General features: G+C 62.3%; 27 protein-coding genes. 14 read left to right on the top strand and 13 right to left on the bottom strand.

What is annotated here, in order from left to right; all coding sequences use genetic code 11:
• The first annotated feature begins 84 nt into the window (after positions 1–84).
• Positions 85–1,017: a D-2-hydroxyacid dehydrogenase gene (locus tag QRN70_RS08515; RefSeq protein WP_285417003.1), complete on the top strand. Its 933-nt coding sequence runs from the start codon at positions 85–87 to the stop codon at positions 1,015–1,017.
• A 123-nt stretch (positions 1,018–1,140) separates the two neighbouring features.
• Here the strand turns inward: QRN70_RS08515 and QRN70_RS08510 are convergent, their stop codons facing one another.
• Positions 1,141–1,734: a nitroreductase family protein gene (locus QRN70_RS08510; RefSeq protein WP_285417002.1), complete on the bottom strand. Its 594-nt coding sequence runs from the start codon at positions 1,732–1,734 to the stop codon at positions 1,141–1,143.
• A gap of 279 nt (positions 1,735–2,013) precedes the next feature.
• Between QRN70_RS08510 and QRN70_RS08505 the strand changes: the two genes are divergently transcribed.
• On the top strand, positions 2,014–2,463 hold the full coding sequence (locus tag QRN70_RS08505; RefSeq protein ID WP_285417000.1) for a YcgN family cysteine cluster protein: 450 nt from the start codon (positions 2,014–2,016) through the stop codon (positions 2,461–2,463).
• A gap of 40 nt (positions 2,464–2,503) precedes the next feature.
• Positions 2,504–3,733: a hypothetical protein gene (locus tag QRN70_RS08500; RefSeq protein ID WP_285416999.1), complete on the top strand. Its 1,230-nt coding sequence runs from the start codon at positions 2,504–2,506 to the stop codon at positions 3,731–3,733.
• 131 nt (positions 3,734–3,864) lie between these two features.
• Here QRN70_RS08500 and QRN70_RS08495 read toward each other — a convergent pair whose 3' ends face one another.
• The 4 genes from QRN70_RS08495 to QRN70_RS08480 all read right to left on the bottom strand — a co-directional run bounded on the left by QRN70_RS08495 (position 3,865) and on the right by QRN70_RS08480 (position 6,110).
• Complete coding sequence (locus QRN70_RS08495) at positions 3,865–4,242, bottom strand: YgaP family membrane protein (RefSeq protein WP_285416997.1); 378 nt, start codon at positions 4,240–4,242, stop codon at positions 3,865–3,867.
• 82 nt (positions 4,243–4,324) lie between these two features.
• Positions 4,325–4,795: an RNA methyltransferase gene (locus QRN70_RS08490; protein ID WP_210700897.1), complete on the bottom strand. Its 471-nt coding sequence runs from the start codon at positions 4,793–4,795 to the stop codon at positions 4,325–4,327.
• A gap of 207 nt (positions 4,796–5,002) precedes the next feature.
• A complete protein-coding gene (locus tag QRN70_RS08485; protein ID WP_007944009.1) occupies positions 5,003–5,374 on the bottom strand; it encodes a YajD family HNH nuclease in 372 nt (123 codons plus the stop codon).
• Positions 5,375–5,423: 49 nt separating this feature from the next.
• Positions 5,424–6,110: a spermidine synthase gene (locus QRN70_RS08480; protein ID WP_285416994.1), complete on the bottom strand. Its 687-nt coding sequence runs from the start codon at positions 6,108–6,110 to the stop codon at positions 5,424–5,426.
• An 80-nt stretch (positions 6,111–6,190) separates the two neighbouring features.
• Between QRN70_RS08480 and QRN70_RS08475 the strand changes: the two genes are divergently transcribed.
• Positions 6,191–6,475, top strand: coding sequence for a hypothetical protein (locus tag QRN70_RS08475; protein ID WP_285416992.1), 285 nt, complete (start codon positions 6,191–6,193; stop codon positions 6,473–6,475).
• On the opposite strand, the gene QRN70_RS08470 is transcribed toward QRN70_RS08475, so the two are convergent.
• Positions 6,472–6,945, bottom strand: coding sequence for a cyclic nucleotide-binding domain-containing protein (locus tag QRN70_RS08470; RefSeq protein ID WP_285416991.1), 474 nt, complete (start codon positions 6,943–6,945; stop codon positions 6,472–6,474). The two genes, QRN70_RS08475 and QRN70_RS08470, sit on opposite strands and share 4 nt — an antisense overlap.
• A gap of 228 nt (positions 6,946–7,173) precedes the next feature.
• A complete protein-coding gene (locus QRN70_RS08465) occupies positions 7,174–9,228 on the bottom strand; it encodes a S9 family peptidase (RefSeq protein WP_285416989.1) in 2,055 nt (684 codons plus the stop codon).
• Positions 9,229–9,362: 134 nt separating this feature from the next.
• Here QRN70_RS08465 and QRN70_RS08460 point away from each other — a divergent pair, with 134 nt between their 5' ends.
• From QRN70_RS08460 to QRN70_RS08450, 3 genes are read left to right on the top strand one after another with little or no spacing between them, the layout of a single operon-like run.
• Positions 9,363–9,863: an MFS transporter gene (locus QRN70_RS08460; protein WP_285416988.1), complete on the top strand. Its 501-nt coding sequence runs from the start codon at positions 9,363–9,365 to the stop codon at positions 9,861–9,863.
• Positions 9,864–9,879: 16 nt separating this feature from the next.
• Complete coding sequence (locus QRN70_RS08455; protein ID WP_285416986.1) at positions 9,880–10,656, top strand: class II glutamine amidotransferase; 777 nt, start codon at positions 9,880–9,882, stop codon at positions 10,654–10,656.
• 13 nt (positions 10,657–10,669) lie between these two features.
• Entirely contained in the window at positions 10,670–11,212 is a 543-nt protein-coding gene (locus QRN70_RS08450; protein ID WP_285416984.1) for a DUF2937 family protein, read from the top strand.
• Between the two features lie 55 nt (positions 11,213–11,267).
• Here QRN70_RS08450 and QRN70_RS08445 read toward each other — a convergent pair whose 3' ends face one another.
• Positions 11,268–12,179, bottom strand: a complete 912-nt coding sequence (locus QRN70_RS08445; protein WP_285416982.1) for a LysR family transcriptional regulator — start codon at positions 12,177–12,179, stop codon at positions 11,268–11,270.
• A gap of 158 nt (positions 12,180–12,337) precedes the next feature.
• Between QRN70_RS08445 and QRN70_RS08440 the strand changes: the two genes are divergently transcribed.
• The 4 genes from QRN70_RS08440 (at position 12,338) to QRN70_RS08425 (ending at position 16,073) form a co-directional block, all read left to right on the top strand.
• A complete protein-coding gene (locus tag QRN70_RS08440) occupies positions 12,338–13,624 on the top strand; it encodes an MFS transporter (protein ID WP_285416981.1) in 1,287 nt (428 codons plus the stop codon).
• A gap of 75 nt (positions 13,625–13,699) precedes the next feature.
• A complete protein-coding gene (locus QRN70_RS08435; protein WP_285416979.1) occupies positions 13,700–14,452 on the top strand; it encodes a 5-oxoprolinase subunit PxpA in 753 nt (250 codons plus the stop codon).
• Positions 14,449–15,153, top strand: coding sequence for a 5-oxoprolinase subunit B family protein (locus QRN70_RS08430; protein WP_285416977.1), 705 nt, complete (start codon positions 14,449–14,451; stop codon positions 15,151–15,153). The genes QRN70_RS08435 and QRN70_RS08430 overlap by 4 nt, the downstream gene beginning before the upstream one ends.
• A complete protein-coding gene (locus QRN70_RS08425; RefSeq protein ID WP_285416975.1) occupies positions 15,150–16,073 on the top strand; it encodes a 5-oxoprolinase subunit C family protein in 924 nt (307 codons plus the stop codon). Before QRN70_RS08430 ends, QRN70_RS08425 begins: the two co-directional genes overlap by 4 nt.
• A 92-nt stretch (positions 16,074–16,165) precedes the next feature.
• On the opposite strand, the gene QRN70_RS08420 is transcribed toward QRN70_RS08425, so the two are convergent.
• From QRN70_RS08420 to QRN70_RS08410, 3 genes are all read right to left on the bottom strand, one after another.
• Positions 16,166–17,344: a vWA domain-containing protein gene (locus QRN70_RS08420; protein WP_093103720.1), complete on the bottom strand. Its 1,179-nt coding sequence runs from the start codon at positions 17,342–17,344 to the stop codon at positions 16,166–16,168.
• A 12-nt stretch (positions 17,345–17,356) separates the two neighbouring features.
• Entirely contained in the window at positions 17,357–18,202 is an 846-nt protein-coding gene (locus QRN70_RS08415; protein ID WP_007911294.1) for an AAA family ATPase, read from the bottom strand.
• Positions 18,203–18,430: 228 nt separating this feature from the next.
• Positions 18,431–19,507: a DUF748 domain-containing protein gene (locus tag QRN70_RS08410; RefSeq protein ID WP_285416973.1), complete on the bottom strand. Its 1,077-nt coding sequence runs from the start codon at positions 19,505–19,507 to the stop codon at positions 18,431–18,433.
• Between the two features lie 127 nt (positions 19,508–19,634).
• Here QRN70_RS08410 and cysK point away from each other — a divergent pair, with 127 nt between their 5' ends.
• Together cysK and QRN70_RS08400 are read left to right on the top strand one after the other, a co-directional pair.
• Positions 19,635–20,609: a cysteine synthase A gene (gene cysK / locus QRN70_RS08405; RefSeq protein WP_285416972.1), complete on the top strand. Its 975-nt coding sequence runs from the start codon at positions 19,635–19,637 to the stop codon at positions 20,607–20,609.
• A gap of 236 nt (positions 20,610–20,845) precedes the next feature.
• Positions 20,846–21,784 carry an aspartyl/asparaginyl beta-hydroxylase domain-containing protein gene (locus tag QRN70_RS08400; RefSeq protein ID WP_285416971.1) on the top strand — a complete coding sequence of 313 codons (939 nt, stop codon included), beginning with the start codon at positions 20,846–20,848 and terminating at the stop codon, positions 21,782–21,784.
• 56 nt (positions 21,785–21,840) lie between these two features.
• Here QRN70_RS08400 and QRN70_RS08395 read toward each other — a convergent pair whose 3' ends face one another.
• Both QRN70_RS08395 and QRN70_RS08390 read right to left on the bottom strand, forming a co-directional pair.
• Positions 21,841–21,999 (bottom strand): hypothetical protein, encoded by a 159-nt coding sequence (locus QRN70_RS08395; RefSeq protein ID WP_285416970.1) that lies wholly within the window; start codon positions 21,997–21,999, stop codon positions 21,841–21,843.
• 35 nt (positions 22,000–22,034) lie between these two features.
• Complete coding sequence (locus tag QRN70_RS08390; protein WP_285416968.1) at positions 22,035–22,562, bottom strand: hypothetical protein; 528 nt, start codon at positions 22,560–22,562, stop codon at positions 22,035–22,037.
• A gap of 443 nt (positions 22,563–23,005) precedes the next feature.
• Between QRN70_RS08390 and QRN70_RS08385 the strand changes: the two genes are divergently transcribed.
• A complete protein-coding gene (locus QRN70_RS08385; RefSeq protein WP_285416967.1) occupies positions 23,006–23,869 on the top strand; it encodes a DMT family transporter in 864 nt (287 codons plus the stop codon).
• Positions 23,870–23,895: the final 26 nt, after the last annotated feature.

Raw genomic sequence — 23,895 nt, 5'->3', positions numbered from 1 at the left:
CCTCTTATAACCCTGGAACGATTTTTACCGCGACGACCGCCCCGATGCCGGTGGCCGTCTGCACGGTTTGCGAAAGGTTTGAAGATGCGCGTTCTGATTGCTGAACACGACCACGCGGTGTACGCCCGGCTGCTGCGCCAGGCGGCCCCGGAGCTTGAAGTGCTGACCAGCGGCGACTCCGCCGAACTGGCCCGCCAGGCCGTCGATTGCCCGGTGTGGCTGGGCCAGCCGGATCTGCTGGCGACCCTGCTGCGTCAGGGCCACCAGCCGCAATGGCTGCAATCGACCTGGGCCGGGATCACGCCGCTGCTGGCCGACGGCTTGCGCCGTGACTATCGGCTGACCCGTGCGGTGGGGATCTTCGGTCAGGTGATGGCCGAATACGTCCTGACCTACATGCTCGGGCACGAGCGCGAAGTGCTGGCGCGCCTGGTCAGCCAGGTCGAACGCAAGTGGGACAACCGCACCGGCCAGAGTCTGGTCGGGCGCAAGGTGCTGATCGTCGGTACCGGTGACATCGGCCAGAGCGTGGCGCAGTTCCTGTTGCCCTTCGGCGTCGAGCTGTATGGCATTGCCAGCAGCGCCCGCGAGCAGGCACCGTTTGTCGAAGTCGGCGCGCTGGCGGATTTGCCGCGGCTGGTCGGCGTGGCCGATTACGTGGTCAATCTGCTGCCCAATACCGAGCACACCCACGATATCTACGACGCGGCGCTGTTCAAGCAATTCAAGCCGACCGGCCTGTTCATCAACGCCGGGCGCGGCGTGGCGGTGGTCGATGCCGACCTGGTCGAGGCCTTGAAAGAGGGGCACCTGGCCGGTGCGGTGATCGACGTCTGCCGTCAGGAACCGCTGCCACAGCGCCATCCGTTCTGGACGGCCTGGGGCCTGTTGCTGACCGGACACAGTTCGGCGCCGACCTCGCCGCCGCTGATGGTGCAGTTGTTTCTGGATAACTTGCGGGCGTATCAGGCGGGAGAGGCGTTGCGCGGCGAAGTGGATTTCGCCCGCGGTTACTGACTACAGAGATCGTTCCCACGCTCTGCGTGGGAATGCAGCCCGGGACGCTCTGCGTCCCAGAGCGTCTATCGAGGCATTCCCACGCGGAGCGTAGGAACGATCAGCAGCGATCACGGGTGTGGCTCAGAGGGTGAAGTCGCCTTCAGCCGCCAGTTCGCTCAATGGCCGCCGCGGGCTCGGCTCCTCGCGCGCTTGCAGGTAATCCGCCAGGGTGGCCTTGTCGCCCAGCTTGCCCACCGCGACTGCCGCGTGCAGCGCGTAACCTTCGGGAATGTTCAGCTCCTTGCGGGTCAGTTCCTGGTCGAAACCGGCCATGCCGTGGGTGTGCCAGCCGCTGATGCTCGCTTGCAGGGCGAGGTGGCCCCAGGCCGAACCGGTGTCGAAGGTGCTCCACAGTGCCGGCGTTTCTTCGCTGGCGCCCGGCACGGCAAACGTCGTTTTCGAGATCACGATGACCAGCGCCGAAGCATGCTGCGCCCAGCTGCGGTTGAATTCGTTGAGCAGGCCCAGGTAACGCTGCCAGTTCGGCGTGTCGCGGCGCGCGTAGAGGAAGCGCCACGGCTGCGAGTTGTACGCCGACGGCGCCCAGCGTGCGGCTTCGAAGAAGCTCAGCAGGGTTTCCTCGGGGATCGCTTCGCCGGTGAAGGCGCGGGGCGACCAGCGATCGGTGAACTGCGGGTGAATGGCGTAATCGGCGACGCGAGGGTTGGCACTCATCAAGAGATTCCTGGCTACGTTGGGTAAAGGTTTGAAGCGACTCCCGGCGGGATCAGTTGGGCTGAACGATGGGGCGCCGCTGAAGCCGTGCAGTTCACCGGAGTGCAACGCGGTCGAGCGTTGATGGCAGCCGGTCGGGGCTTCGGATGAACGGCAAAGCTACTTCGCCGCGCGGCAACTGACAAGTCCCGGCCAACCGGCAGTCGCCAGCGCTTGGCCCGCGGGGCCCGGGGCACTAGACTGGCGGCCTTTTCACCACCTGATGTTGATGCTTGAGCCATGGCCGCCAAAGTCGAACCGTTCTGGAAACGCAAAACCCTCGATCAACTCGATCACGAGGAATGGGAATCGCTGTGCGACGGCTGTGGCCTGTGCTGCCTGCAGAAACTCGAGGATGAAGAGGACAACAGCGTCTATTACACGCGAATCGCCTGCAAACTGCTGGATCTGAAGACCTGTCAGTGCAGCGATTACCCCAACCGTCGCGCGTTTGTCCCCGACTGCATCCAGCTCACACCGGGGCAGGCCGAAGCGTTCAAGTGGCTGCCGCCGACCTGCGGTTATCGCCTGGTCAGCGAGGGCAAGGACCTGCCGTTGTGGCATCACCTGGTCTGCGGTGACCGCGACGCCGTGCACCACGAACGCATTTCCCAGTCCGGGCGCATGCTCGCCGAGGGCAGCGTGCCGGAGGACGACTGGGAAGATCACCTGATTTTCCGCGCCGGTTGAACGCGCGGGCGCGGTTTCACTGTTCGGACAAGGAGTGTGTATGGCTGGGGGATTGCGCCGGGCGCTGGGTGTCGGCCTGCTGGTGCTGAGCGCGCCGGTGTGGGCGGCGAAGAAAGTCGATCTGGATTATCACGTGCGCCTGTTGCCGCAAAGCGACCAGGCGCAAGTGCGACTGACCCTGGCCAATGGCGCAGCGGTGCGCAGCCTCGACTTCGATCTCGGCGACGGCAGCCGCTACAGCGACTTCAAGGCCGATGGCCAGTGGCTGCTGACACCGGGCCAGCAGGCGCGCGGTGTGTGGCGTCCGGCAAGCGATAGCGCCAGCCTGACCTACCGCGTGCGCATCAGCCATGCGCGCAGGAATGGCAGCTTCGACACGCGCATGACGCCCACCTGGGCCTTGCTGCGCGGCGATGAGCTGGTGCCACCCGCCAGGCTCGATCAGCAGGACGGCGTCGAGCTGGTCGCGCGTCTGCAATTCGAATTGCCCGACGGCTGGAAAAGCGTAGAAACCGCCTGGCCACGCATCGGCAAGAACAAATTCCGCATCGACAATCCGTCGCGTCTGTTCGACCGTCCGACAGGCTGGATGCTCGCCGGCCATCTCGGCACTCGGCGTACGCGCCTGGGCGAAACCGAAGTCAGCGTGGTGTCGCCGCAAGGGCAGGGCATGCGCCGGATGGACGTGCTGACCCTGCTGACCTTCGTCTGGCCGCAGGTGCAAGCGGTGTATGCGCGGCATCCGGGCAAGCTGCTGATCGTCGGCGCCAACGACCCGATGTGGCGCGGCAGCCTGGCGGCGCGGGAGTCGATTTACCTCAATACGCGGTTGCCGCTGGTCAGCGAAAGCGGCAGCAGTGCGCTGGTGCGTGAGCTGGCCCAGGTGTTCGGTCGAATCAATGACAAGCAGCGCAGTGAATGGATCAGCGAAGGTTTGGCCGAGTACTACGCCATCGAACTGGTGCGCCGTGCCGGTGGCATCAGTGATGAGCGCTATCAGGCGTTGCAGGCGAAGCTGGCCAAGGACAGCCAGAAGGTCACGACCCTGCGCGGCGAGCAGATCAGCCCGGCGCAGGTGTCGAAAGCGGTGCTGCTGTTACAGGAGCTGGACGGCGAGATTCGTCTGAAGACCCGCAACAAGCGCTCGCTGGACGACGCGCTGCGTGGGGCAATGCATCTGGGAACGGTGAGCACCAAGGACTTTGTGCAACTCGCCGAAAGCATTCTCGGCGAGTCGTCCAAAGTCCTTGATACCGCGTTACTGCAGTAAAACCCCCTTCGCAAGGCCCGCTCCCACTCTTGATCGCATTACTGCTGACGGAGCGCGGTTGAATGTGGGAGCGGGCTTGCTCCGGGCGGCGATCCGACGAAAAGGCCAGAAGCTTCACCGCAGGTTCAGGATCAAACCCCGGCTTTCGGCGATTTCACCGAGTCATTGCCGGTCACGGTGGCGGTTGTGGTCGCCGCCTCGGCATTGGCCTTGAGCTGGCTCAGTTCTTCACCGGCGCGCTCGATCTTGGCCCGTACGTTGTTCATGTCCTGACGGCTTTTCTCCAGCAGGCTTTTCACCGAGCTGTGCCCGGTGATGCCGCGGGCCATGGCCACGCCGCCAATCGCCACCTGGATCAGACCGAACACGCCGCCACGGCGCAGGCCCTTGCCGACCATGATCACGCCACCGGCCAGTGAGCCGATGCGCTCCCAGCCCTGGACGTTCTGCTCGGAATGGCTCTGGAACGGGGTGGATTCGATACGTTGGACGCGTTTGAGTTCGGTCATGATCTGTCTCCCAGGCAATGTGCAATAGATAGATAAGCTGACTGCCCGGGCGGCCAGCTCGTTCCATCGGATGTGCAACGTTTCAGCGGAATTTTGGCCCGGAGCGGGTGTTCAGGCCCTTGGCCATGCGGTCGTAGAGCACGACATTGACCGTCGCGGCGAGGTTCATGCAGCCGCTGGTGGGGATGTACACGACGTCTTCGCACCAGTCGCGGATCTCTTTGTCCAGCGAGCCGTCTTCCGGGCCGAAGATGTACAGCGCACGGTCCGGATGGGTGTATTCCGGCAGCGGCCGGGCGCCCTCGACCAGCTCCACGGCCACCGGGACGCAGTTGAGCGGGAGGATCTTTTTCAGGTCATCGATGCCGATCAGCGGGATGTCGTAGTGCACGCGCTTGGTGTCGGTAACGAAATCGGCCGCGCGTTCATAACGCTTGCCGGTATAGAACACGGACGCTACGCCGTAACAGCCGGCGGCGCGCATGACCGAACCGACGTTCTCCGGAGATTTGGGGTTATACAAACCAATGCAGCTGTACCGTTTGTCTGCCACGAGCGGGGTGCCTTCGGGAAAAAGAGGGCGATTATACGGGGATTGGGAGAGGGCGGGCAGATTCAGGACTTGCGGTGTCTGGCCTGGCTTCTTCGCGGGCAAGCCAGCTCCCATAGTGATCTCGGTCGCTCCAAATTCTGAGGACACCAGAGAAGCCTGCGGGAGCGGGCTTGCCCGCGAAGAGGCCGGTGTGGCCAAGGAAGATCTTCAGTCTTCTTTCTTCATCAGGCCGGCCAGCGCCGCAAACGGGTTGTGCGTGGCCTTGGCAATCTTCGGCGTGCTCAGCGAGCCTTCTCCGAAGTACTGCTGGTCGGTGTAGCGCGAGTGCTCGTTGTCGTGGCAGTACAGGCACAACAGCTCCCAGTTCGAGCCGTCCTGCGGATTGTTGTCGTGGTTGTGGTCACGGTGGTGCACGGTCAGTTCGCTCAGGCGTTTGCCGGAAAACTCGCGGGCGCAGCGGCCGCAGACGTGCGGGTACATCTTCAGGGCCTTGTCGCGGTAGCCCATTTCCTTGTCGCGCTGGTTGTCGGCGAGGATGCGATCCAGCTTCGAGGTGTTGGTCGGGGTGGACGAACTCATGGGTTCACCTTTGTAGAAAGACTGATGACGGTTATGCGCCAAGTTTAGCTCAGCCCTTGAGCTTCTCGGCAATCCAGATGGTGTGGCGGGTGCCCTTGTTGCCGTGGGCGAACACCTGCACTTCCTCGGCCTTGAATCCGGCCTTCTTCAATTTGTCGGAAAACTGCCGGTCAGCACTGGCCGACCACACCGCCAGCACGCCTTTGGCACGCAGGGCCTTGGCGCAGGCGTTGAGGCCGGCGGCGGAGTACAGCCAGCTGTTGGCTTTCTGTGTCAGGCCTTCGGGGCCGTTGTCGACGTCGAGCATGATCGCATCGAAGCCGTTCGGCTCGCTTTGCAGCACCTTGGCCACATCGTCCTGGCGGATCACGGTGCGCGGGTCGAGCAGCGGCCGCCCGGATTTTTCTCCGAGCGGGCCACGGTTCCATTCGACGACGCCGGGCACCAGTTCGGCGACCACCACTTCGGCGCTCTTGCCCAGATGCTTGAGCGCGGAGGCGAGGGTGAAGCCCATGCCCAGGCCGCCGATCAGCACGCGGGAATTCGGCCGGCCGGCAACCTTGCGGCAGGGGATTTCGGCCAGCGCGTCTTCGGAACCGTGCATGCGCGTGTTCATCAATTGCCCGCCGTCGCCGCCCTGGATCTTGATGACGAAATCCTCGCCATACTCGAACAGGCACAGGGCTCCGCCGTTTTCAGGGATCGGCGTGGTGTCGAGCAGAACGAAACGTTTCATGAAAATCTCGGTAAGAGGGGGGAGGCAAGCCGGCGCCGTTGGGAGTAGCCTGAGCGCAAATAAGGCCAATGGAGTCCTTGATGAAGCGCACCATTCTAACGGTCATTGCCCTGGCCGCGCTCTCGATAAGTGCGGTGCAGGCGCAACAGACCATTCCGGTCACTCCCGCGCCGCAACCCGGTTCGCCCGGAACCGCGACGCCGACCCCGTATCCGCAGATCAGCCCGATGCCCATTCCCAAGACCGGCCCGGGCAGTGGCGGGCCGCCGCTGGTGCCGATCGAAATGCCCAGCCCGCCGGGCAAGGATCAGCCATTGCCGGGCCTTGAGCAGAGCGACAGCAAGAGCAAGTCCCCCGGCGGCTAGATCTGTTGCGCCGCCAGTTGGCCGTCGGCCATGCGCAGGCGTCTGGACAGGGAGACGGCGAGGGCGCGGATGATTTTCGCGGCGATCTTCGGCGCATCGTTGAGCATTTTTTCCAGCGAGTCCTTGCCCAGGTTGAGCAACTGACAGTGGCTCGCCGCAATGCAGGTGGCCGAGCGGCGCTCGCCGTCGAGCACGGCCATTTCGCCGAAGGCGCGGCCGCTGCGCAGGGTGGCCATGGTTACCACCTGGCCGTCACCGTTGGTTTTCTGCACGGCCACCTGGCCGCTGTGGATGATGCACATGAAGCTGCCGGCATCGCCCTCGCGAAAGATCGCCTCGCCTTCGGCCACCGTGCTGATGCTGAAATAGCCCGAGGCCGCGGCGAAGTCGGCCAGTTGCAATTGATCGAACAGGCCACAGTCCATCAGCCAGCCGCGGATTTCGTTGTTCAGTAAGGTCGGTTCGGACATGTCGTCACAGTCTTGTTGTTTTCACGGTTTCCGCGCGTTGCACATTCCTTGTGGGAGCGGGCTGGGTCCGGGCGGCGATCCGACGAAGACCTAGTGTCAGTCAGCAAAAATGTTGAAGCTGATGGCCTCTTCGTCGGATCGCCGCCCGGACCCAGCCCGCTCCCACAGGGTTTATGTGTATCGGCGCTTAATGTCTGGAATTAAGACCCAAGTGACCGACGGAGTTCCTCAGGCGATGCCCAGAACCTTGAATACAAATGCATATTCGAGCGCTACGTCACGTAATCCCTGGTAACGCCCGCTCATCCCGCCATGGCCGGCACCGAGTTCGGTCTTGAGCAGCAACGGGTTGTCGTCGGTTTTGCTCGCGCGCAGTTTCGCCACCCACTTGGCGGCTTCCCAGTACTGCACGCGGCTGTCGTTGTAGCCGGCGATCACCAGCGTCGCGGGATAGTCCTGGGCGCTGACGTTTTCGTACGGTGCGTAAGCCTTGATGCGCTCGTAGACCTCCGGCTCTTCGGGGTTGCCCCATTCGTCGTATTCGGTGACGGTCAGCGGCAGGTCCGGGTCGAGCATGGTGTTGAGCACGTCGACGAACGGCACTTCGGCAATCGCCACGCCGAACAGGTCCGGACGCTGGTTGAGTACCGCGCCGATCAGCAGGCCGCCGGCGCTGCCACCGCTGATCGCCAGCTGCGGTGCGGTGGTGATGCCGTTGAGGATGAGGAATTCGGCGCAGGCAATGAAATCGCTGAAGGTGTTGTGCTTGTGCTCCTGCTTGCCGGCGCGGTACCAGGCTTCACCCAGTTCACCGCCACCGCGTACGTGAGCGATGGCGAAGGCCATGCCGCGATCGAGCAGGCTCAGGCGCGCGTGGGAGAACCACGGGTCGAGGCTTGAGCCATAGGCACCGTAACCGTACAGGTACAGCGGCACCGGTTTGCCGAGCATTTCGCGCTTGATGACCAGGCTGATCGGCACCTGCGTGCCATCCGGCGCGGTTGCCCACAGACGCTGGCTGACGTAGGCATCGGCGTCGAACGGGCCGAGCACCGGGGTTTCTTTCAACACGCACTGTTCGCCGCTGGCCAGGAGCAACTGGCGCACCTGCGCTGGACGGTTCAGCGCCTCGTAGCGCAGGCGAATTCGATCGCTGGCGAATTCCAGGCTGTTCTGTACATAGAGGCTGTAGGCCGCGTCCGGCAATTGCACGCGATACGGCGGCAGGCCCTGGGGGCGCACTTCGATGACCGGCAGGCCGCCTTCGCGCAGGCTCAGGGTCATGGCTTCGGCATTCAGGCTGAGGCCGTCGAGCATCACCGTGTCACTGTGCGGGATCAGGTTCTGCCAGTCGGCTTCGCTCGGCACGCTGCCGTGATCCGCCGCCTGATACAAGGCGAAGTTGATGCCATCGCGATTGGTGCGGATGAACCACGTCCACTGACCATCGAGCAGGCCGTGGTCGACGTCATATTCGTGGTCCTCGACGCGCGGGGCCAGGCAGGTAAACGGCAGGTGCGGCTGCGCGGCGTCGAGGGCCCAGACTTCGCTGGTGGTCTTGCTGCCCAGCGACAGCAGCAGTTGCCGCTCGGAACTGGAGCGGTAGCAATGCAGGAAGAAACGCCCGTCCGGCTCGTGGAAGACTTCTTCGGCGGCGGTGCCATCGAGGCGGTAGCGCAACAGTTTGTGCGGGCGATGGGTATCGTCGAGGACGCCGAAGAACAGGGTCAGGCTGTCGTTGGCCCAGGTCATGCTGCCGTCGCAGTCCTGGAATTCCAGTTCGCTGACTTTGTCGTTGGACAGCTCTTTGACGAACAGCGTGTAGATCTCGTCGCCAGAGGCATCGACGCTGTAGGCCAGGCGCTGGTGGTCCGGGCTGATGCTGAACGCGCCGAGGGAGAAGAAGCCGCCGTTGGCCAGGGCGTTGGGGTCGAGCAGCAATTGTTCGCGGCTCTCGTCGAGTGTCAGGCTGTCATCCGCCGGGCGCGGGCAGCGGTAGTGGCGGGCGTACTCGTCACCGGCGGTGGTGCGGGTGTAATAGAGGTACGGGCCCCACGGCGACGGCAGGGACAGGTCGGTCTCGAGAATGCGCCCCTTGATCTCTTCGAACAGGGTTTCGCGCAGTTCGGCCTGATCGGCGGTTTGCGCCTGCTGGTAGGCGTTTTCGGCCTTGAGGTAATCGAGCACCGCAGCGGTGTCGCGTTCCTGCAGCCAGGCATACGGGTCGGCTCCGGCGGCCTTGTGGGCAATCGGTGCGCTGATGACAGTGGCGGATTCGGGCATGGCGGGCTCTCGGACAGGGACGGAAGAGGGGAGGCGCGCGGGTCGCGCTGGCGCTCCCACAGGCAGCGTGTCTATTGGGACAAGCCTGGCGGGCGAAAAGTCGTTACTATAAGCGCCTATTTGCCTGCCTTGCCATGGACACCATGACCGAGAACGACTATCTGATCGCCTGGGGCCTTTACGCCTTTGCCGCTTTGGGCTGCCTGCTGGTATGGATGCGCATGACCCGCTGGATGTGGCGCTGGCTGCGCGAGCCGCTGCGTGTGCTGATGGCGGTGTTGCTGCTGAGCCCGACCATCATCGATCCGGTGAAGGAAAAGGTCGCGCCGGCCATCGCCATCACGGCGCTCGACCTGGCCTTCAAGGTCGGCAACAACGCCTGGCGGGCGATTTCCGACCTGTTCATGTACGGCATGATTGCCTTCGGCGTGTATCTGCTCTTCGTGCTCATCCGCTTCCCGATCGAACGCGCCTCCCGCGCTCGCCAGGCACAGGCCGAAGCGGCCCGCGCCGCCGCCCGTGCCGACGACGAGCGGGACAACGACCAGCCCTTCGGCGGTGCCGGCGATGACCGCTACGGCCGTCCGCCGCTGCCGAGCAACCCGCAACGCATGCGGGTCGAGCCACGTCTGTAATCACGAGAGTCCGCACATGTGTGAACTACTGGGCATGAGTGCCAACGTGCCGACCGATATCGTGTTCAGCTTTACCGGGCTGATGCAGCGCGGCGGCCGCACCGGGCCGCACCGTGATGGCTGGGGCATTGCCTTCTACGAGGGGCGCGGCTTGCGTCTGTTCCAGGATCCGGCGGCCAGCAGCGAATCGGAAGTGGCCAACCTGGTGCAGCGCTATCCGATCAAGAGCGAAGTGGTCATCGGCCACATCCGTCAGGCCAACGTCGGCAAGGTCTGCCTGTCCAACACTCACCCGTTCGTCCGCGAGCTGTGGGGGCGCAACTGGTGCTTCGCGCACAACGGCCAGCTCGCCGATTTCACCCCGATCAAGAGTTTCTACCGCCCGGTCGGCGACACCGACAGCGAGGCGGCGTTCTGCGACCTGCTCAACCGGGTGCGGGCGGCGTTCCCGGAACCGGTTGATATCGAAGCGCTGCTGCCGGACCTGGTCGCCGCCTGCGCCGAATACCGCAGCAAAGGCGTGTTCAACTGTCTGCTCAGTGATGGCGACTGGCTGTTCTGCTATTGCTCGACCAAACTGGCGCAGATTACCCGGCGTGCACCGTTCGGCCCGGCGCGGCTCAAGGACGTCGACGTGATCGTCGATTTCCAGGCCGAAACCACGCCCAACGATGTGGTGACGGTCATCGCCACCGAACCCTTGACCGAAAACGAAACCTGGACCCGCTACGAACCGGGCCAATGGAGCCTGTGGCGGCGCGGCGAATGCGTCAGCCAGGGCACGACCGAATAAAGGATTTCCCCGAATGTTGCTCAGTTATCTACGGCTGGTGTTGTTTGCGGCGGGCCTGTTGATCGGTGTCCAGGTGCCAGGCTTCATCAACGATTACGCCAAGCGTGTCGAGGCCCATCTGATCGAAGCGCAGACCGGTCTGCGCGGCTTCCAGGGCACCGCCGAGCAGTTCTTCAAGGGCGACCTGCAGGCGCTGGTCGCGCATTATCGCGCCAGCGAGGACCCGGTGTTTCGCAGCGATGCCGACAGCCTGAGCACCTTGCTCAACCGCCAGCTGGCGCTGGACAAGCAGTTCCAGGCGATGCAGGGGCCGTGGTACATCCGCTTCCTGCAAGTGGTGCTGGCCGCCGATCCGGACATCCGCAAGGAAACCTGGAACGGCTACAGCTACCAGATCCTGCTGACCCCGGAAGCGATGATCTGGGGCATGAGCGGCGCATTGCTGCTGTCGTTCGGCATCGAGTGCCTGTTCCGCCTGATCGACTGGGTGGTGCTCGGCGGCAAGCGCCTGCGCCAGAGCCGGCCGATCGAAGACCGCGACGTGCGCGGGCTCTGAGTCTCCAGCGCTTCGCCCAGGGATCGTTCCCACGTCTCGACACGGGAACGATCAATCACGACAGGACGATATAGTTCTCGCCGACTTTCTGCGCATACGCCTCCAGCACCTGCTGACACAGCGTGACGATCTCTTCGACCCATTCCACGCCGACGCGCCACGACACCACCACCTGCAGGTTCGGCGGGCGCTGTTCGATGTCGAGCAGGGTCAGTTCGCCGCGCGCCAGTTCCTCGGCGACCAACACCGGCGGCAACGCGCCAATGCCGAAGCCATCGCGCAACAGCCGCGTGATCGCCGACACCGAATTCACACAGTTCAACCGTGGCGCCAGCACGCCCTGGGCCTGCATCAATGCCAGGATGTCCTGGTGCGGCCGGGAGTTTTTCGAGTAGGTGATGATCCGTTCCTGCGCCAGGTCGGCGAGGCCCTGGTAGTCGCGGTTGTAGATCGAGTTGCTGGCGACGATCCAGCCGAGGGGATGGCTGGCCAGGTCCAGGCTGCGCACGCTTTCCTGACGCACCAGGTCGGTTTGCAGGATCAGGTCGAGAAAGCCTTTTTGCAGCTGATCGCAGAGGTTCAGCGACGTATCCGCCACCAGTTCGATTTCTACCCGCGGGTACAGATCAGTCATCTGCGCCACCAGCGGGCTGAGCCAGGTGTGAATCACTGTGTCCATCACCCCGATCCGTACCCGGCCAACCTTGCTCGATCGGGTCTCGATCGACTGCTTCAGCGCCTGCATCGTGTCGAGCATCTGCTCGGCGTATTCGAGCACTTTCAAACCTTCGGGCGTCAGGCTGACCCCGCGTGAATCACGCAGGAACAGCTTCACCCCAAGCTCACCTTCGAGCACCGCGATGCGGCTGGAAATCGATGCCTGGGTGGTGAACAGCTTGTCGGCGGTCAGGCGAAAACTCTTCAGCCGGGCGACCCAGACAAAGGTCTCGAGAAACTTCAGGTTCATGGGCAAGGCTCGGGTGACAAATTTTTCTTATGCCTAAGGCGGGTTTTTATTCGTTGGACGACTTGCGCCCGCGCGCCCAAGAATCGGCGCATCCGGTTCCCACGATAGGCGTCGTCGGGACGACGAACAAGACCAATAAAAGCCTGCGGAGACTTGCCATGAGTGCGCCCGACACCCTCCAACTCGCCAAGACCACGGCCCGCCCCGGCCCGTTCGACTGGTACCGCAACATCAATCAACAGGAACGCCGCACCTTCTGGAGTTGCAAGATCGGCTATGGCCTGGACGGCATGGACACGCAGATGCTCAGCTTTGTCGTGCCGACCCTGATTGCGATGTGGGGCATCACCACCGGCCAGGCCGGGCTGATCCACACCAGCACCCTGATCGCTTCGGCCATAGGTGGCTGGGTGGCGGGGATTCTCTCCGACCGCATCGGCCGTGTGCGCACCCTACAACTGACGGTGCTGTGGTTCGCGTTCTTCACCTTTCTTTGCGGCTTTGCCCAGAACTACGAACAGCTGCTGATCGCCCGCACCCTGATGGGTTTCGGTTTTGGCGGCGAATGGACGGCGGGCGCGGTATTGATAGGCGAAGTGATCCGCGCCAGGGATCGCGGCAAGGCGGTGGGCATGGTGCAGAGTGGCTGGGCCTTGGGCTGGGGGCTGACGGCCATTCTGTATGCGCTGCTGTTCTCGGTGCTGCCGGCGGAAGACGCCTGGCGCGCACTGTTCATCCTCGGCATCGTGCCGGCGATTTTCGTGATCTTCGTCCGCCGTCTGGTCAAGGACCCGGAGATCTACCGCGCCGCCAAGGCCCGGCAAACCCCGGACAATCCGGCGAAGTTCTACGAGATCTTCGCCCCCGGCATGCTCTTCACCACGTTTCGCGCCTCGTTGCTGACCACCGGTGCCCTGGGCGGCTACTACGCCATCACCTCGTGGCTGCCGACGTTTCTGAAAAACGAACGTGGCCTGAGCGTACTCGGCACTGGCGGGTATCTGGCGATGGTCATCGTCGGTTCCTATGTCGGCTATGTGATCAGTGCGTATCTGACGGATCTGCTGGGGCGCAAGAAGAACTTCATCCTGTTCGCGGTCGGCTCGTTCACCATCGTCCTGCTCTATACGCAACTGCCGGTCAGCAACGGGGTGATGCTGTGGCTGGGTTTCCCGCTGGGCTTCTTCGCCTCGGGGATTTTCAGTGGCATGGGCGCGTTTCTCACCGAGCTGTTTCCGACGCGGATTCGCGGCTCCGGCCAAGGCTTCTGCTACAACATCGGCCGGGCACTGGCGGCATTGTTTCCGCTGCTGATCGGCCTGCTCAGCCAGAAAGTGCCGCTGAGCGTGGGTATCGGTTCATTCGCGGCGGTGTCCTACGGCGTGGTGATTCTGGCGGCGCTGAGCTTGCCGGAAACCCGCGGCAAGCAACTCGATGCGCAGTAACTGATAATCTGCGGGGCATGTGCAACGAGCAGTGTCCTACAGCACAACAAGACAAGAACTACAGGAGTGTTCACCGTGAGCCGCCTGCTACTCAATTGCGACATCGGCGAGAGCTTCGGCAGCTGGACCATGGGTCTGGACGCGGAGGTCATGCCCTTCATCGATTGCGCCAACATCGCCTGCGGTTTCCACGCCGGCGACCCGGGAATCATGCGCAAGACCGTCAGCCTGGCCCTCAGCCACGGCGTACAGATCGGCGCGCACCCGGCCTATCAGGATCTGGTCGGTTTCGGCCGCCGCTCCATGGCGTATTCCGCACAGGAACTGCAAGACATCCTGCATTACCAGATCGGCGCCCTCGACGGCATCTGCAAAGCCCAGGGCGGGCGCGTCAGTTACGTCAAACCCCATGGCGCGATGTACAACGACATGATGGCCAACCCGGCGCAGCTGCGTGCGGTGATTCAAGCGGTGGCCGCCTACGACCGCACGTTGCCACTGATGCTGATGGCAACCCGCGATAACAGTGCGGCGCAGCAACTGGGTGACGAATATGGCGTCACCCTGTGGTTCGAAGCCTTCGCCGACCGCGCCTACGACAGCGCCGGCCGGCTGGTCTCGCGGCAACTGCCCGGCGCGGTGCATCACGACGCCGACACCATCATCGGCCAAGCGCTGACCATCGCCCGTGGCGACCACCTCATCGCCAGCGACGGCAGCGCGCTGCACCTGCAGGCCAACACCCTGTGCGTCCACGGTGACAACGCCAGTTCCGTGGCAGCCGTGCAACGCATTCGCCAGGCCTTGAACGAGCAGAGCGCGCCATGAATCCGCGGGTGGAAGTGGTGGCGCTGGACTGCCTGATGCTGCGCCTGTTCGACGACATCGCCGAGGCCAACATGCCGTGGATGCTCGCCGCCAGCGAGCGCTTGCGCGCAGTGTTCGGCACACGGCTGATTGACCTGGTGCCGTCCTATACCACGCTGATGGTGCACTACGACTTGCGCGCATTAACGCCGGGGCAGGCCCGGGAATTGATCGCGCAAGCGTTGCTTGACCTCTCGCCGAACACGCGCACCGGTGGCCGCTGCCATGTGCTGCCGGTCTGGTATGACCTCAGCGTGGGCCCGGAATTGAGCCTGCTGGCCCAACGCAGCGGCCTGTCGGTGGCGGAGGTGATTCGCCGCCACAGTGCCCGCGAATACCAGGTGTTCGCCCTCGGTTTCGCGCCAGGCTTTGCCTTCATGGGGCTGGTCGAGGAAGTCCTCGCCGCGCCGCGCCTGAATACCCCGCGCAAGAAAGTCGCCGCCGGCAGCGTCGGCATCGCCGAGCGGCAGACGGCTGCCTATCCGGCGGTATCGCCCGGTGGCTGGAACCTGATCGGACGCACACCGGCAAAACTGTTCGACCGTGAACGCGATGGCTACAGCCTCATGCAGCCCGGCGATACCGTGCGTTTTGAAGCGGTGAGCCATGCCGAATTCATCCGCCTCGGCGGTGACGACACACCTCTGGAGGCGCTGGCATGAGCCGATTGACGATTCAGGCGAGCACGCCGCTGTGCCTGTTGCAGGACGCCGGGCGGTTTGGCGTGCGTCACCTCGGCGTGACCCAGGGTGGCGCGGCGGACTGGCGCTCGCTGGCCTGGGCCAACTGGTTGCTGGGCAACGCACTGGATCTGCCGGCGGTGGAAATCACCCTTGGCGGCTTCACCGTGTACGCCGAAGAAGACTGCCTGTTGGCGCTGGCCGGGGCCGATCTCGGCGCGCGGATTGACGGCGAGGCACTGGCGCCCTGGCGCAGTTTCAAATTGCGCCAGGGCCAGACCTTGCAGTTCAGCCAGCCATCGCTCGGGGCGCGCGCCTACCTGGCCGCCCCGGGCGGTTTTATCGCGCCGTCGGTGCTCGGCAGCAGTGCCACGGTGGTACGCGAAGAACTCGGCGGCCTCGATGGCAGGGGCCTGCCGTTGGCCAAAGGCGCGACTTTGCGTTACTCGGGCGACACCCTGCTGCTGCGCGAAGTACCGGCGCAACAACGGCCGGACCTGCGCCTGGATGCACCGCTGGACCTGGTGCTCGGTGCGCAGATCGGCGAGTTCAGCGGGCAGAGCCTGTTCGATGCATTCAACAGTGCCTGGACCTTGGACAGTCGCGCCGATCGCATGGGCATTCGGCTGCTGGGTACGGCGTTGCAGTACCAGGGTCGGCCGATGATTTCCGAAGGTATTCCATTGGGGGCGGTGCAGGTGCCACCGGACGGGCAGCCGATCGTGCTGCTCAATGACCGCCAGACGATTGGTGGTTACCCGCGATTGGGAGCGTTGACGCCGTTGGCGCTGGCCCGATTGGCACAGTGCCTGCCGGGCGAAAAGGTCAGGTTGAGGCCGGTGGTACAGGACGTCGCGCACCAGGAGCATGTCGCGTATTTGCAGCGCTTTCGAAATAGCTGAGAGCTTCGCGAGCAAGCCCGCTCCCACAGGAAAATGCATTCCAAATGGGGGAGCGGGCTTGCTCGCGAGGAGGCCATCACTGACAACGCCGACTATTTGGACAAGAAGCGCATCCCTTCTTCCAGCCCACGCAGGGTCAGCGGATACATCTGGTCGTCAATCAGGTCGCGGACAATATTGGTCGACGAGGTGTAGCCCCAGGTGTCTTTCGGGTACGGGTTGATCCAGATGAGCTTCTTGTACTTCTCCATGAACCGCTGCATCCACACGTAGCCCGGCTCTTCGTTCCAGTGCTCGACGCTGCCGCCGGCCTGGGTGATTTCATACGGTGCCATGGCGGCGTCACCGATGAAGATCACTTTGTAGTCGGCACCGTACTTGTGCAGCAGGTCCTGGGTCGACGTGCGCTCGGAGGTGCGGCGCATGTTGTTCTTCCACACCGATTCATAAATGAAGTTGTGGAAGTAGAAGTACTCCAGGTGCTTGAACTCGGTCTTGCAGGCCGAGAACAACTCCTCGCAGATCTTCACGTGGGCGTCCATCGAGCCGCCGATGTCGAACAGCAACAACAGCTTCACCGTGTTGCGCCGTTCCGGACGCATCTGGATGTTGAGCAGGCCGGCGTCCTTGGCGGTGTGGTCGATGGTGCCATCGATGTCCAGCTCTTCGGCAGCGCCCTGGCGGGCGAACTTGCGCAGCCGGCGCAGGGCGACCTTGATGTTGCGGGTGCCCAGTTCCACGGAGTCGTCGAGGTTCTTGTACTCGCGCTGATCCCAGACTTTCACCGCTTTGCCCTGGCGCTTGCCGGCATCGCCGACCCGAATGCCTTCCGGGTTGAAGCCACCGGAACCGAACGGGCTGGTGCCGCCGGTGCCGATCCACTTGTTACCGCCGGCGTGGCGTTCCTTCTGTTCTTCGAGGCGTTTCTTGAACTCTTCGATCAGCTTGTCGAGGCCGCCCAGGGACTGGATCTGCGCGCGTTCCTCGTCGGTCAGCGAACGCTCGAATTCCTTGCGCAGCCAGTCTTCGGGAATCAGCGCCTGCAAATGGTCGTCGAGCTTTTCCAGGCCATTGAAGTAGGCGCCGAACGCGCGGTCGAACTTGTCGAAATGCCGTTCGTCCTTGACCAGAATCGCCCGCGACAGGTAGTAGAACTCGTCCATGTCGGCGAAGGTCACGCGCTGTTTCAGCGCGTTGATCAGGTCGAGCAGCTCGCGCACCGACACCGGCACCTTGGCTGCACGCATTTCATTGAACAGGTTGAGCAACATGGCATCAGCCTCTTAGCGGGTGCCGCGACGGCTCATGAACGCCAGGCGCTCAAGCAGTTGCACGTCCTGTTCGTTCTTCACCAGGGCGCCGGCCAGCGGCGGAATGGCCTTGGTCGGATCGCGCTCGCGCAGCACCGCTTCACCGATGTTGTCGGCCATCAGCAGCTTCAACCAGTCGACCAGTTCCGAGGTCGACGGCTTTTTCTTCAGGCCTGGCACCTTGCGCACGTCGAAGAACACATCCAGCGCTTCGCTGACCAGATCCTTCTTGATGTCCGGGTAGTGCACGTCGACGATTTTCTGCAGCGTGGTACGGTCGGGGAAGGCGATGTAATGGAAGAAGCAGCGGCGCAGGAAGGCGTCCGGCAGCTCTTTCTCGTTGTTCGAGGTAATGATGATGATCGGGCGCTTCTTGGCCTTGATGGTCTCGTCGATCTCGTAAACGTAGAACTCCATCTTGTCGAGTTCTTGCAGCAGGTCGTTGGGGAACTCGATGTCGGCCTTGTCGATTTCGTCGATCAGCAGAATGACCCGCTCTTCGGACTCGAAAGCCTCCCACAGCTTGCCTTTCTTCAGGTAGTTGCGCACGTCGTGGACTTTTTCGTTGCCCAGTTGCGAGTCGCGCAGACGGCTGACCGCATCGTACTCGTAAAGGCCCTGATGGGCCTTGGTGGTGGACTTGATGTGCCAGGTAATCAGCTTGGCGCCGAACGATTCGGCCAGTTGCTCGGCGAGCATTGTCTTGCCGGTGCCCGGTTCGCCCTTGACCAGCAGCGGCCGTTCCAGGGTGATGGCGGCGTTGACCGCCAGCTTCAGGTCATCGGTGGCGACGTAGGCCTGGGTGCCTTCGAACTTCATCTGCTAATCCTCGAACGGTAACGCCGACCTGCTCGGGCAGGGCGGGGGCGAAATAATCGGATGTCCCGACTATAACGCGCAGCCCGGTCGACTGTGAACGCAGACGGCTTATTCAGTCTCTGAATGGAGCGTCACATGTTGACTCGGTTTCGGCCTGACGCCAGACAACGGCGCTGTCGCGAGGGGATTGATCCCCGATAGCTGCGAAGCAGCGCGGACCTTCAAGAACTAGCCCGCATCCGGCTTCGGCCGCTCATACCGCGCATTGAAAGCCTGAATGAAGCCATTGCGCAGAATCTGCAGAAACGCTTCGAATGCGCTGATATTTTGCTGATGCACGTTGCCACTGAGTTCGACCTTGGTTGCGAACTGATTCTTGGCCTGGTTCTTCAGCACGGTTTCCGTGCCGCCGACGATGGCCTCCCAGACTGAGCGGAAGATGCTCTTGTCCTTGTTTTCGACGTCCTGCTGCCAGTTGAACACTTCGACGTCGCGCAACAGCGGCTTGATGTAGCCAGTGACCTGGGCTTTTTTCGCCTGGGCTTCGATGACCACGTCGCCGTGGCCGGCGTTGAAATCGAACTTGCCGTAGGCCGAGGCGAAGTCGTTCATGCGCTTGAGTTCGATGTCGCGGGCGCGCAGGCGGAACTGGAAGTCCTCGAAGTTGCTCAGCGGATCGAACGTGGCCGTGGTTTCCAGGGGAGCATGCCCGAGCAGCAGCGCTTTGCCTTCGAAGCGGGCATCGCGCTTGCCCTGTTTGTCGACCACGTTGGTCAGGTTGTAGATGCTCGCTTCGACGCTGCTGGCGCTCATGTTGACCGGCGGCTTGGAGTTGAAATTGCGGAAAGTGATCTTGCCGTCATGAATCTGTACTTCATCGAGGGTGATCGGCAGCAACTTGCCCAGTTGCGCCCGCCAGTCGGTGCCTTTACCGGTCTGCGAGTTCTGCTTGTTGGGGCCGCCATCGACGAAGTTGACCTCGGGATTGAAGAACTGCACCTGCGCCACCACGGCATGGTCGTACCACAGCGAATGCCAGCTGACCGCCAGATCGATCACGGGCGCGTTGACGAACGGCACCGGCACCTTGCCGTCGACCTTGACGATTTTCAGGCCGTTGATCCGGTAGGCACCGCGCCACAGGGCCAGATCGACGTCGGTGACCTGGCCGCGGTAATCACCCATGTCGGCCAGTTTGTCGTTCAGGTAGTCGCGCACCAGATAGGGCAGGGCGATGTGCAGGGCGACCAGCAATACGACGACGGTGACGAAAGTCCATAACGGCCAGCTGTAGCGACGCTTCATGACGATAATTTCCGGGCGGTGTAAGCGATTGACTGTCGGTGGCCGCAGACGTTCGACCCGACTGGACTGCCAGGGGCAACAGGCTTACCTTGGAGCGCTGAATTCAATGCTGCATAAGGACCCAGCCATGAGCCGTATTTTTGCTGACAACGCGCACTCCATCGGCAACACGCCATTGGTGCAGATCAACCGCATCGCGCCGCGTGGCGTGACCATCCTGGCCAAGATCGAAGGGCGCAACCCCGGTTATTCGGTGAAGTGCCGGATCGGCGCGAACATGATCTGGGACGCCGAAAGCAGCGGCAAACTCAAGCCGGGCATGACCATCGTCGAGCCGACCTCGGGCAATACCGGCATCGGCCTGGCCTTCGTTGCCGCCGCCCGCGGTTACAAATTGATGCTGACCATGCCGGCGTCGATGAGTATCGAGCGGCGCAAGGTGCTCAAGGCCCTGGGGGCTGAACTGGTTCTGACCGAGCCGGCCAAGGGCATGAAAGGCGCCATCGAGAAGGCGGCCGAGCTGGTGGCCAGCGATCCGGACAAATTCTTCATGCCGGCCCAGTTCGAGAACCCGGCCAACCCGGCCATTCACGAAAAGACCACCGGCCCGGAAATCTGGAACGACACCGACGGCGCTATCGATGTGCTGGTGGCGGGCGTCGGCACCGGCGGAACCATCACCGGCGTCTCGCGGTATATCAAGAATACCCAGGGCAAACCGATCATCTCGATTGCGGTGGAGCCGCTGGCATCACCGGTGATCACCCAGGCGCTGGCCGGGGAAGAGATCAAGCCGAGCCCGCACAAGATCCAGGGCATCGGCGCCGGTTTTGTGCCGAAAAACCTCGATCTGTCGATGGTCGACCGGGTCGAGCGGGTCACGGACGAAGAGTCCAAGGCCATGGCGCTGCGGCTGATGCAGGAAGAAGGCATCTTGTGCGGGATTTCCTGCGGGGCCGCCATGGCGGTTGCCGTTCGTCTGGCGGAGACCCCGGAGATGCAAGGCAAGACCCTGGTCGTGATCCTGCCGGATTCCGGTGAGCGTTATCTGTCGAGCATGTTGTTCAGCGATCTGTTCACCGAGCAGGAGAACCAGCAATAACGGCATGATTCAGCCATTGCGGCGGACGACTGCGCCGGCTGCGGTCTGTTGATATTGCTGATCCAGGTCAGCCAGGGTTCAGGAACCTTATGTTAATAAGTGCTTTGTTGCGCAATCCTTAACACTGAATCTTGGCTTGGGCGGGTTTTTCCCGGCGCCGGTAGTGTTTATCATGGCCGGCTGCCATGTCGGGTAAATGGCACTGCGCAGCGTTGTCTTTTTCCAAGGAGTTGTTGATGACCTTTCCGTTTGCCGCCAAGGCGTTGGTGCTGTTGCTGTTTCTGGGCAGCACTCTCTATGTGCATCTGCGCGGCAAGGCGCGTCTGCCGGTACTGCGTCAGTTCGTCAACCACTCGGCGCTGTTCGCCCCGTACAACGCCCTGATGTACCTGTTCTCCGGCGTGCCGTCCAAGCCGTATCTGGACCGCAGCAAATTTCCCGAACTGGATGTGCTGCGCGACAACTGGGAAACCATCCGCGACGAAGCCATGCACCTGTTCGATGAGGGTTACATCCGCGCCGCCGAGAAGAACAACGACGCCGGGTTCGGCTCGTTCTTCAAGAAGGGCTGGAAGCGTTTCTACCTCAAGTGGTATGACAAACCGCTGCCATCGGCCGAAACCCTGTGCCCGAAGACCGTGGCGCTGGTCAGTGCGATTCCCAATGTCAAAGGTGCGATGTTCGCGCTGCTGCCGGGTGGCAGCCACCTCAACCCGCACCGCGATCCGTTTGCCGGCTCGCTGCGTTATCACCTCGGGTTGTCGACGCCGAACTCCGACGACTGCCGGATTTTCGTCGACGGTCAGGTCTACGCCTGGCGCGATGGCGAGGATGTGATGTTCGACGAGACCTACGTGCACTGGGTCAAGAATGAAACCGACAAGACCCGGGTGATTCTGTTCTGCGACATCGAGCGGCCGCTGAGCAACCGTCTGATGACCCGCATCAACCGTTTCATCAGTGGCTGGCTGGGCCGCGCCACCGCACCGCAGAACCTAGACGACGAACGCGTCGGCGGGATCAACCAGGCCTACGCCTGGAGCAAGAACTTCAGTGACAAATTCAGCGGCGTGGTCAAACAGTGGAAGCGCCGCCACCCCAAGGCCTACCGCATCATGCGTCCGGTGTTGGCAGTTGTTGTGCTGACGTTGCTGGGGTATTGGCTGTTTGGTTGAGGCTGGATGCAGACGGAAAAAACCGCTCCTTGTGAGCGGTTTTTTTTGCCTGCGAATCAGCGCCGTCCGGCGAGAACGTTGGGTTCGTCTTCAATGCCTGTAATAAGTAGCTGCAGAAAGCGCCGCTGATTGGCTGATAGCTCTGAGGAGACAATCTTTTCATCAGTTTTGATTGATCCTTTCTTAGCGGAGGATTTCTTGACTGATTTGCGCATGCTCCCTCCCTCATCGATCATTATTTGAACTGTTTTCACGATACTTTACTCTCCACTGCGAGGACAAGACGACCTTCCAAATCAAATTTGAAACCGAGCTTTTTATAAACGGGAAGTGCTCCTTGCATCGGCTCCTGGACTTCAATGAAGTGGCTGCCGATTATCCGAGCGAACTCATCGATGACCATCATCGCCAAGGTCCCGATGCGATTTTTCAGCGGGTGAGAATCTCCGGGGCGGCCCTCCAATCGCACGATTCGAATACGTTGGCGGCTTTTGTTCGGATTGACGAAACACAGTCCGCATAGCTGATGTTCAAACCAGATCGCGATATCCAGGGACAGAGGTTCTCGTGACTTCCATGCGGCGACCTCTCGCCAGCAAAAAAGTGGATTATCCCAGAGCTCGAACGCGCCCAGTGCAATGGCATCGATGGGTTCGAAGCGTACCTTCGACAAGTCTTGTCCCGCTGGTAGCTGTAATAAGGCTTTGGCGATGCTTGCCTGTTTCCTGGCCTGCGACCTGTACAGTTGATAGCGTAGATAACTCCGTTCCTTTGGCATGTGATCTCGAGCATTCCCTGTCTCCCCCTCACTGGGCATATCCGTTGTTCATCAGCCTATGCGCCTGCCATCGAACTGTCCCTGCTGGCCCTTTGTCCAAGTCGTTGCAATCCATGTCGCAGGCTGGTTATAGTCAGGGCCCGTGAGCGAACGACTCACGTTCATCCCTCGAAAAGATCAGCCCCAATGCCTGCATCCCTCATCAACGCGGTAGTCGATTCAGCGGTCAACGCTGGCGTCGTGCCGTGCGGGAAGCAGCAGCCAGGGCAGATCAGTCATTACCCTCCACCTGTCAGTAGCACGCCGGTGTGCGCAGTCGTATCACCGCCGGGCGTTGGCGTTTCGGGCTGATCGGCATTCTCTGCTGACCCCGCGCCCGCCAGAAAACTACTGAATTTCAGCTTCGGCTGAGTTGGCTTTTTGCCTGACTACAGGTGGTATTCATGTTTGTCCTTTCGAAAGAGTCCGCGCTCGCGGCGATGTCCACGAGCCTGTTCGTTCTGCTGTGGAGCAGTGGCGCGATTTTCTCCAAATGGGGGCTGGCCCACGCTTCGCCCTTTGCCTTTCTGCTGATTCGCTTTGCCATTGCTCTGTGCGGGCTGCTGCTGTTGGTGCCGCTGCTCAAATTGAAGTTGCCCAAGGGCGGCAGGCCGATGTTGTCGGCGATTGCCACCGGGTTGGTGCTGTTGGGGGCTTATCAGATTTTCTATCTGCTGGCGCTCAATACCAGAATCACTCCCGGCGTGATGGCGACCATCATGGGCGTCCAGCCGATCCTCACCGTGGTGCTGATGGAGCGGCAGCGTTCGGCGAGCCGGCTGTTCGGTCTGGCGCTGGGCCTGGCCGGGCTGATCATGGTGGTGTATCAGGGCATCGGCCTGGCCGGCGTGTCCTGGGCGGGCATGCTGTTTGGCCTGTTGGCGCTGGCGAGCATGACCCTGGGTTCGATCATGCAGAAGCGCATCACCGACAACCCGCTCGGCACGCTGCCGGTGCAGTACCTGGCCGGTCTGTTGCTGTGCGGGATTTTCGCGCCGTTCCAGCCGTTTCACTTCGAGCACAGCGCCGGTTTTATCGTGCCGGTGTTGTGGATGGGCCTGGTGGTGTCAGTGCTGGCGACGCTGTTGCTGTACCGGCTGATCGCCCGGGGCAATCTGGTGAATGTCACCAGTCTGTTCTATCTGGTGCCGGCGGTGACGGCGGTGATGGACTATCTGATCTTCGGCAATCGTCTCGCTGCCTTGAGCGTGCTGGGGATGCTGCTGATCATCGTTGGCCTGGGGTTCGTGTTCCGTAAAACCGCGTAACGCAACAGCCAGAGGCAAAGACCCGG

Source organism: Pseudomonas sp. efr-133-TYG-5 (assembly GCF_030209175.1).
Classification (GTDB): Bacteria; Pseudomonadota; Gammaproteobacteria; order Pseudomonadales; family Pseudomonadaceae; genus Aquipseudomonas.
Note: the sequence above shows the minus strand (reverse complement) of the source record. Positions and strands in the feature narration are given on the sequence as shown.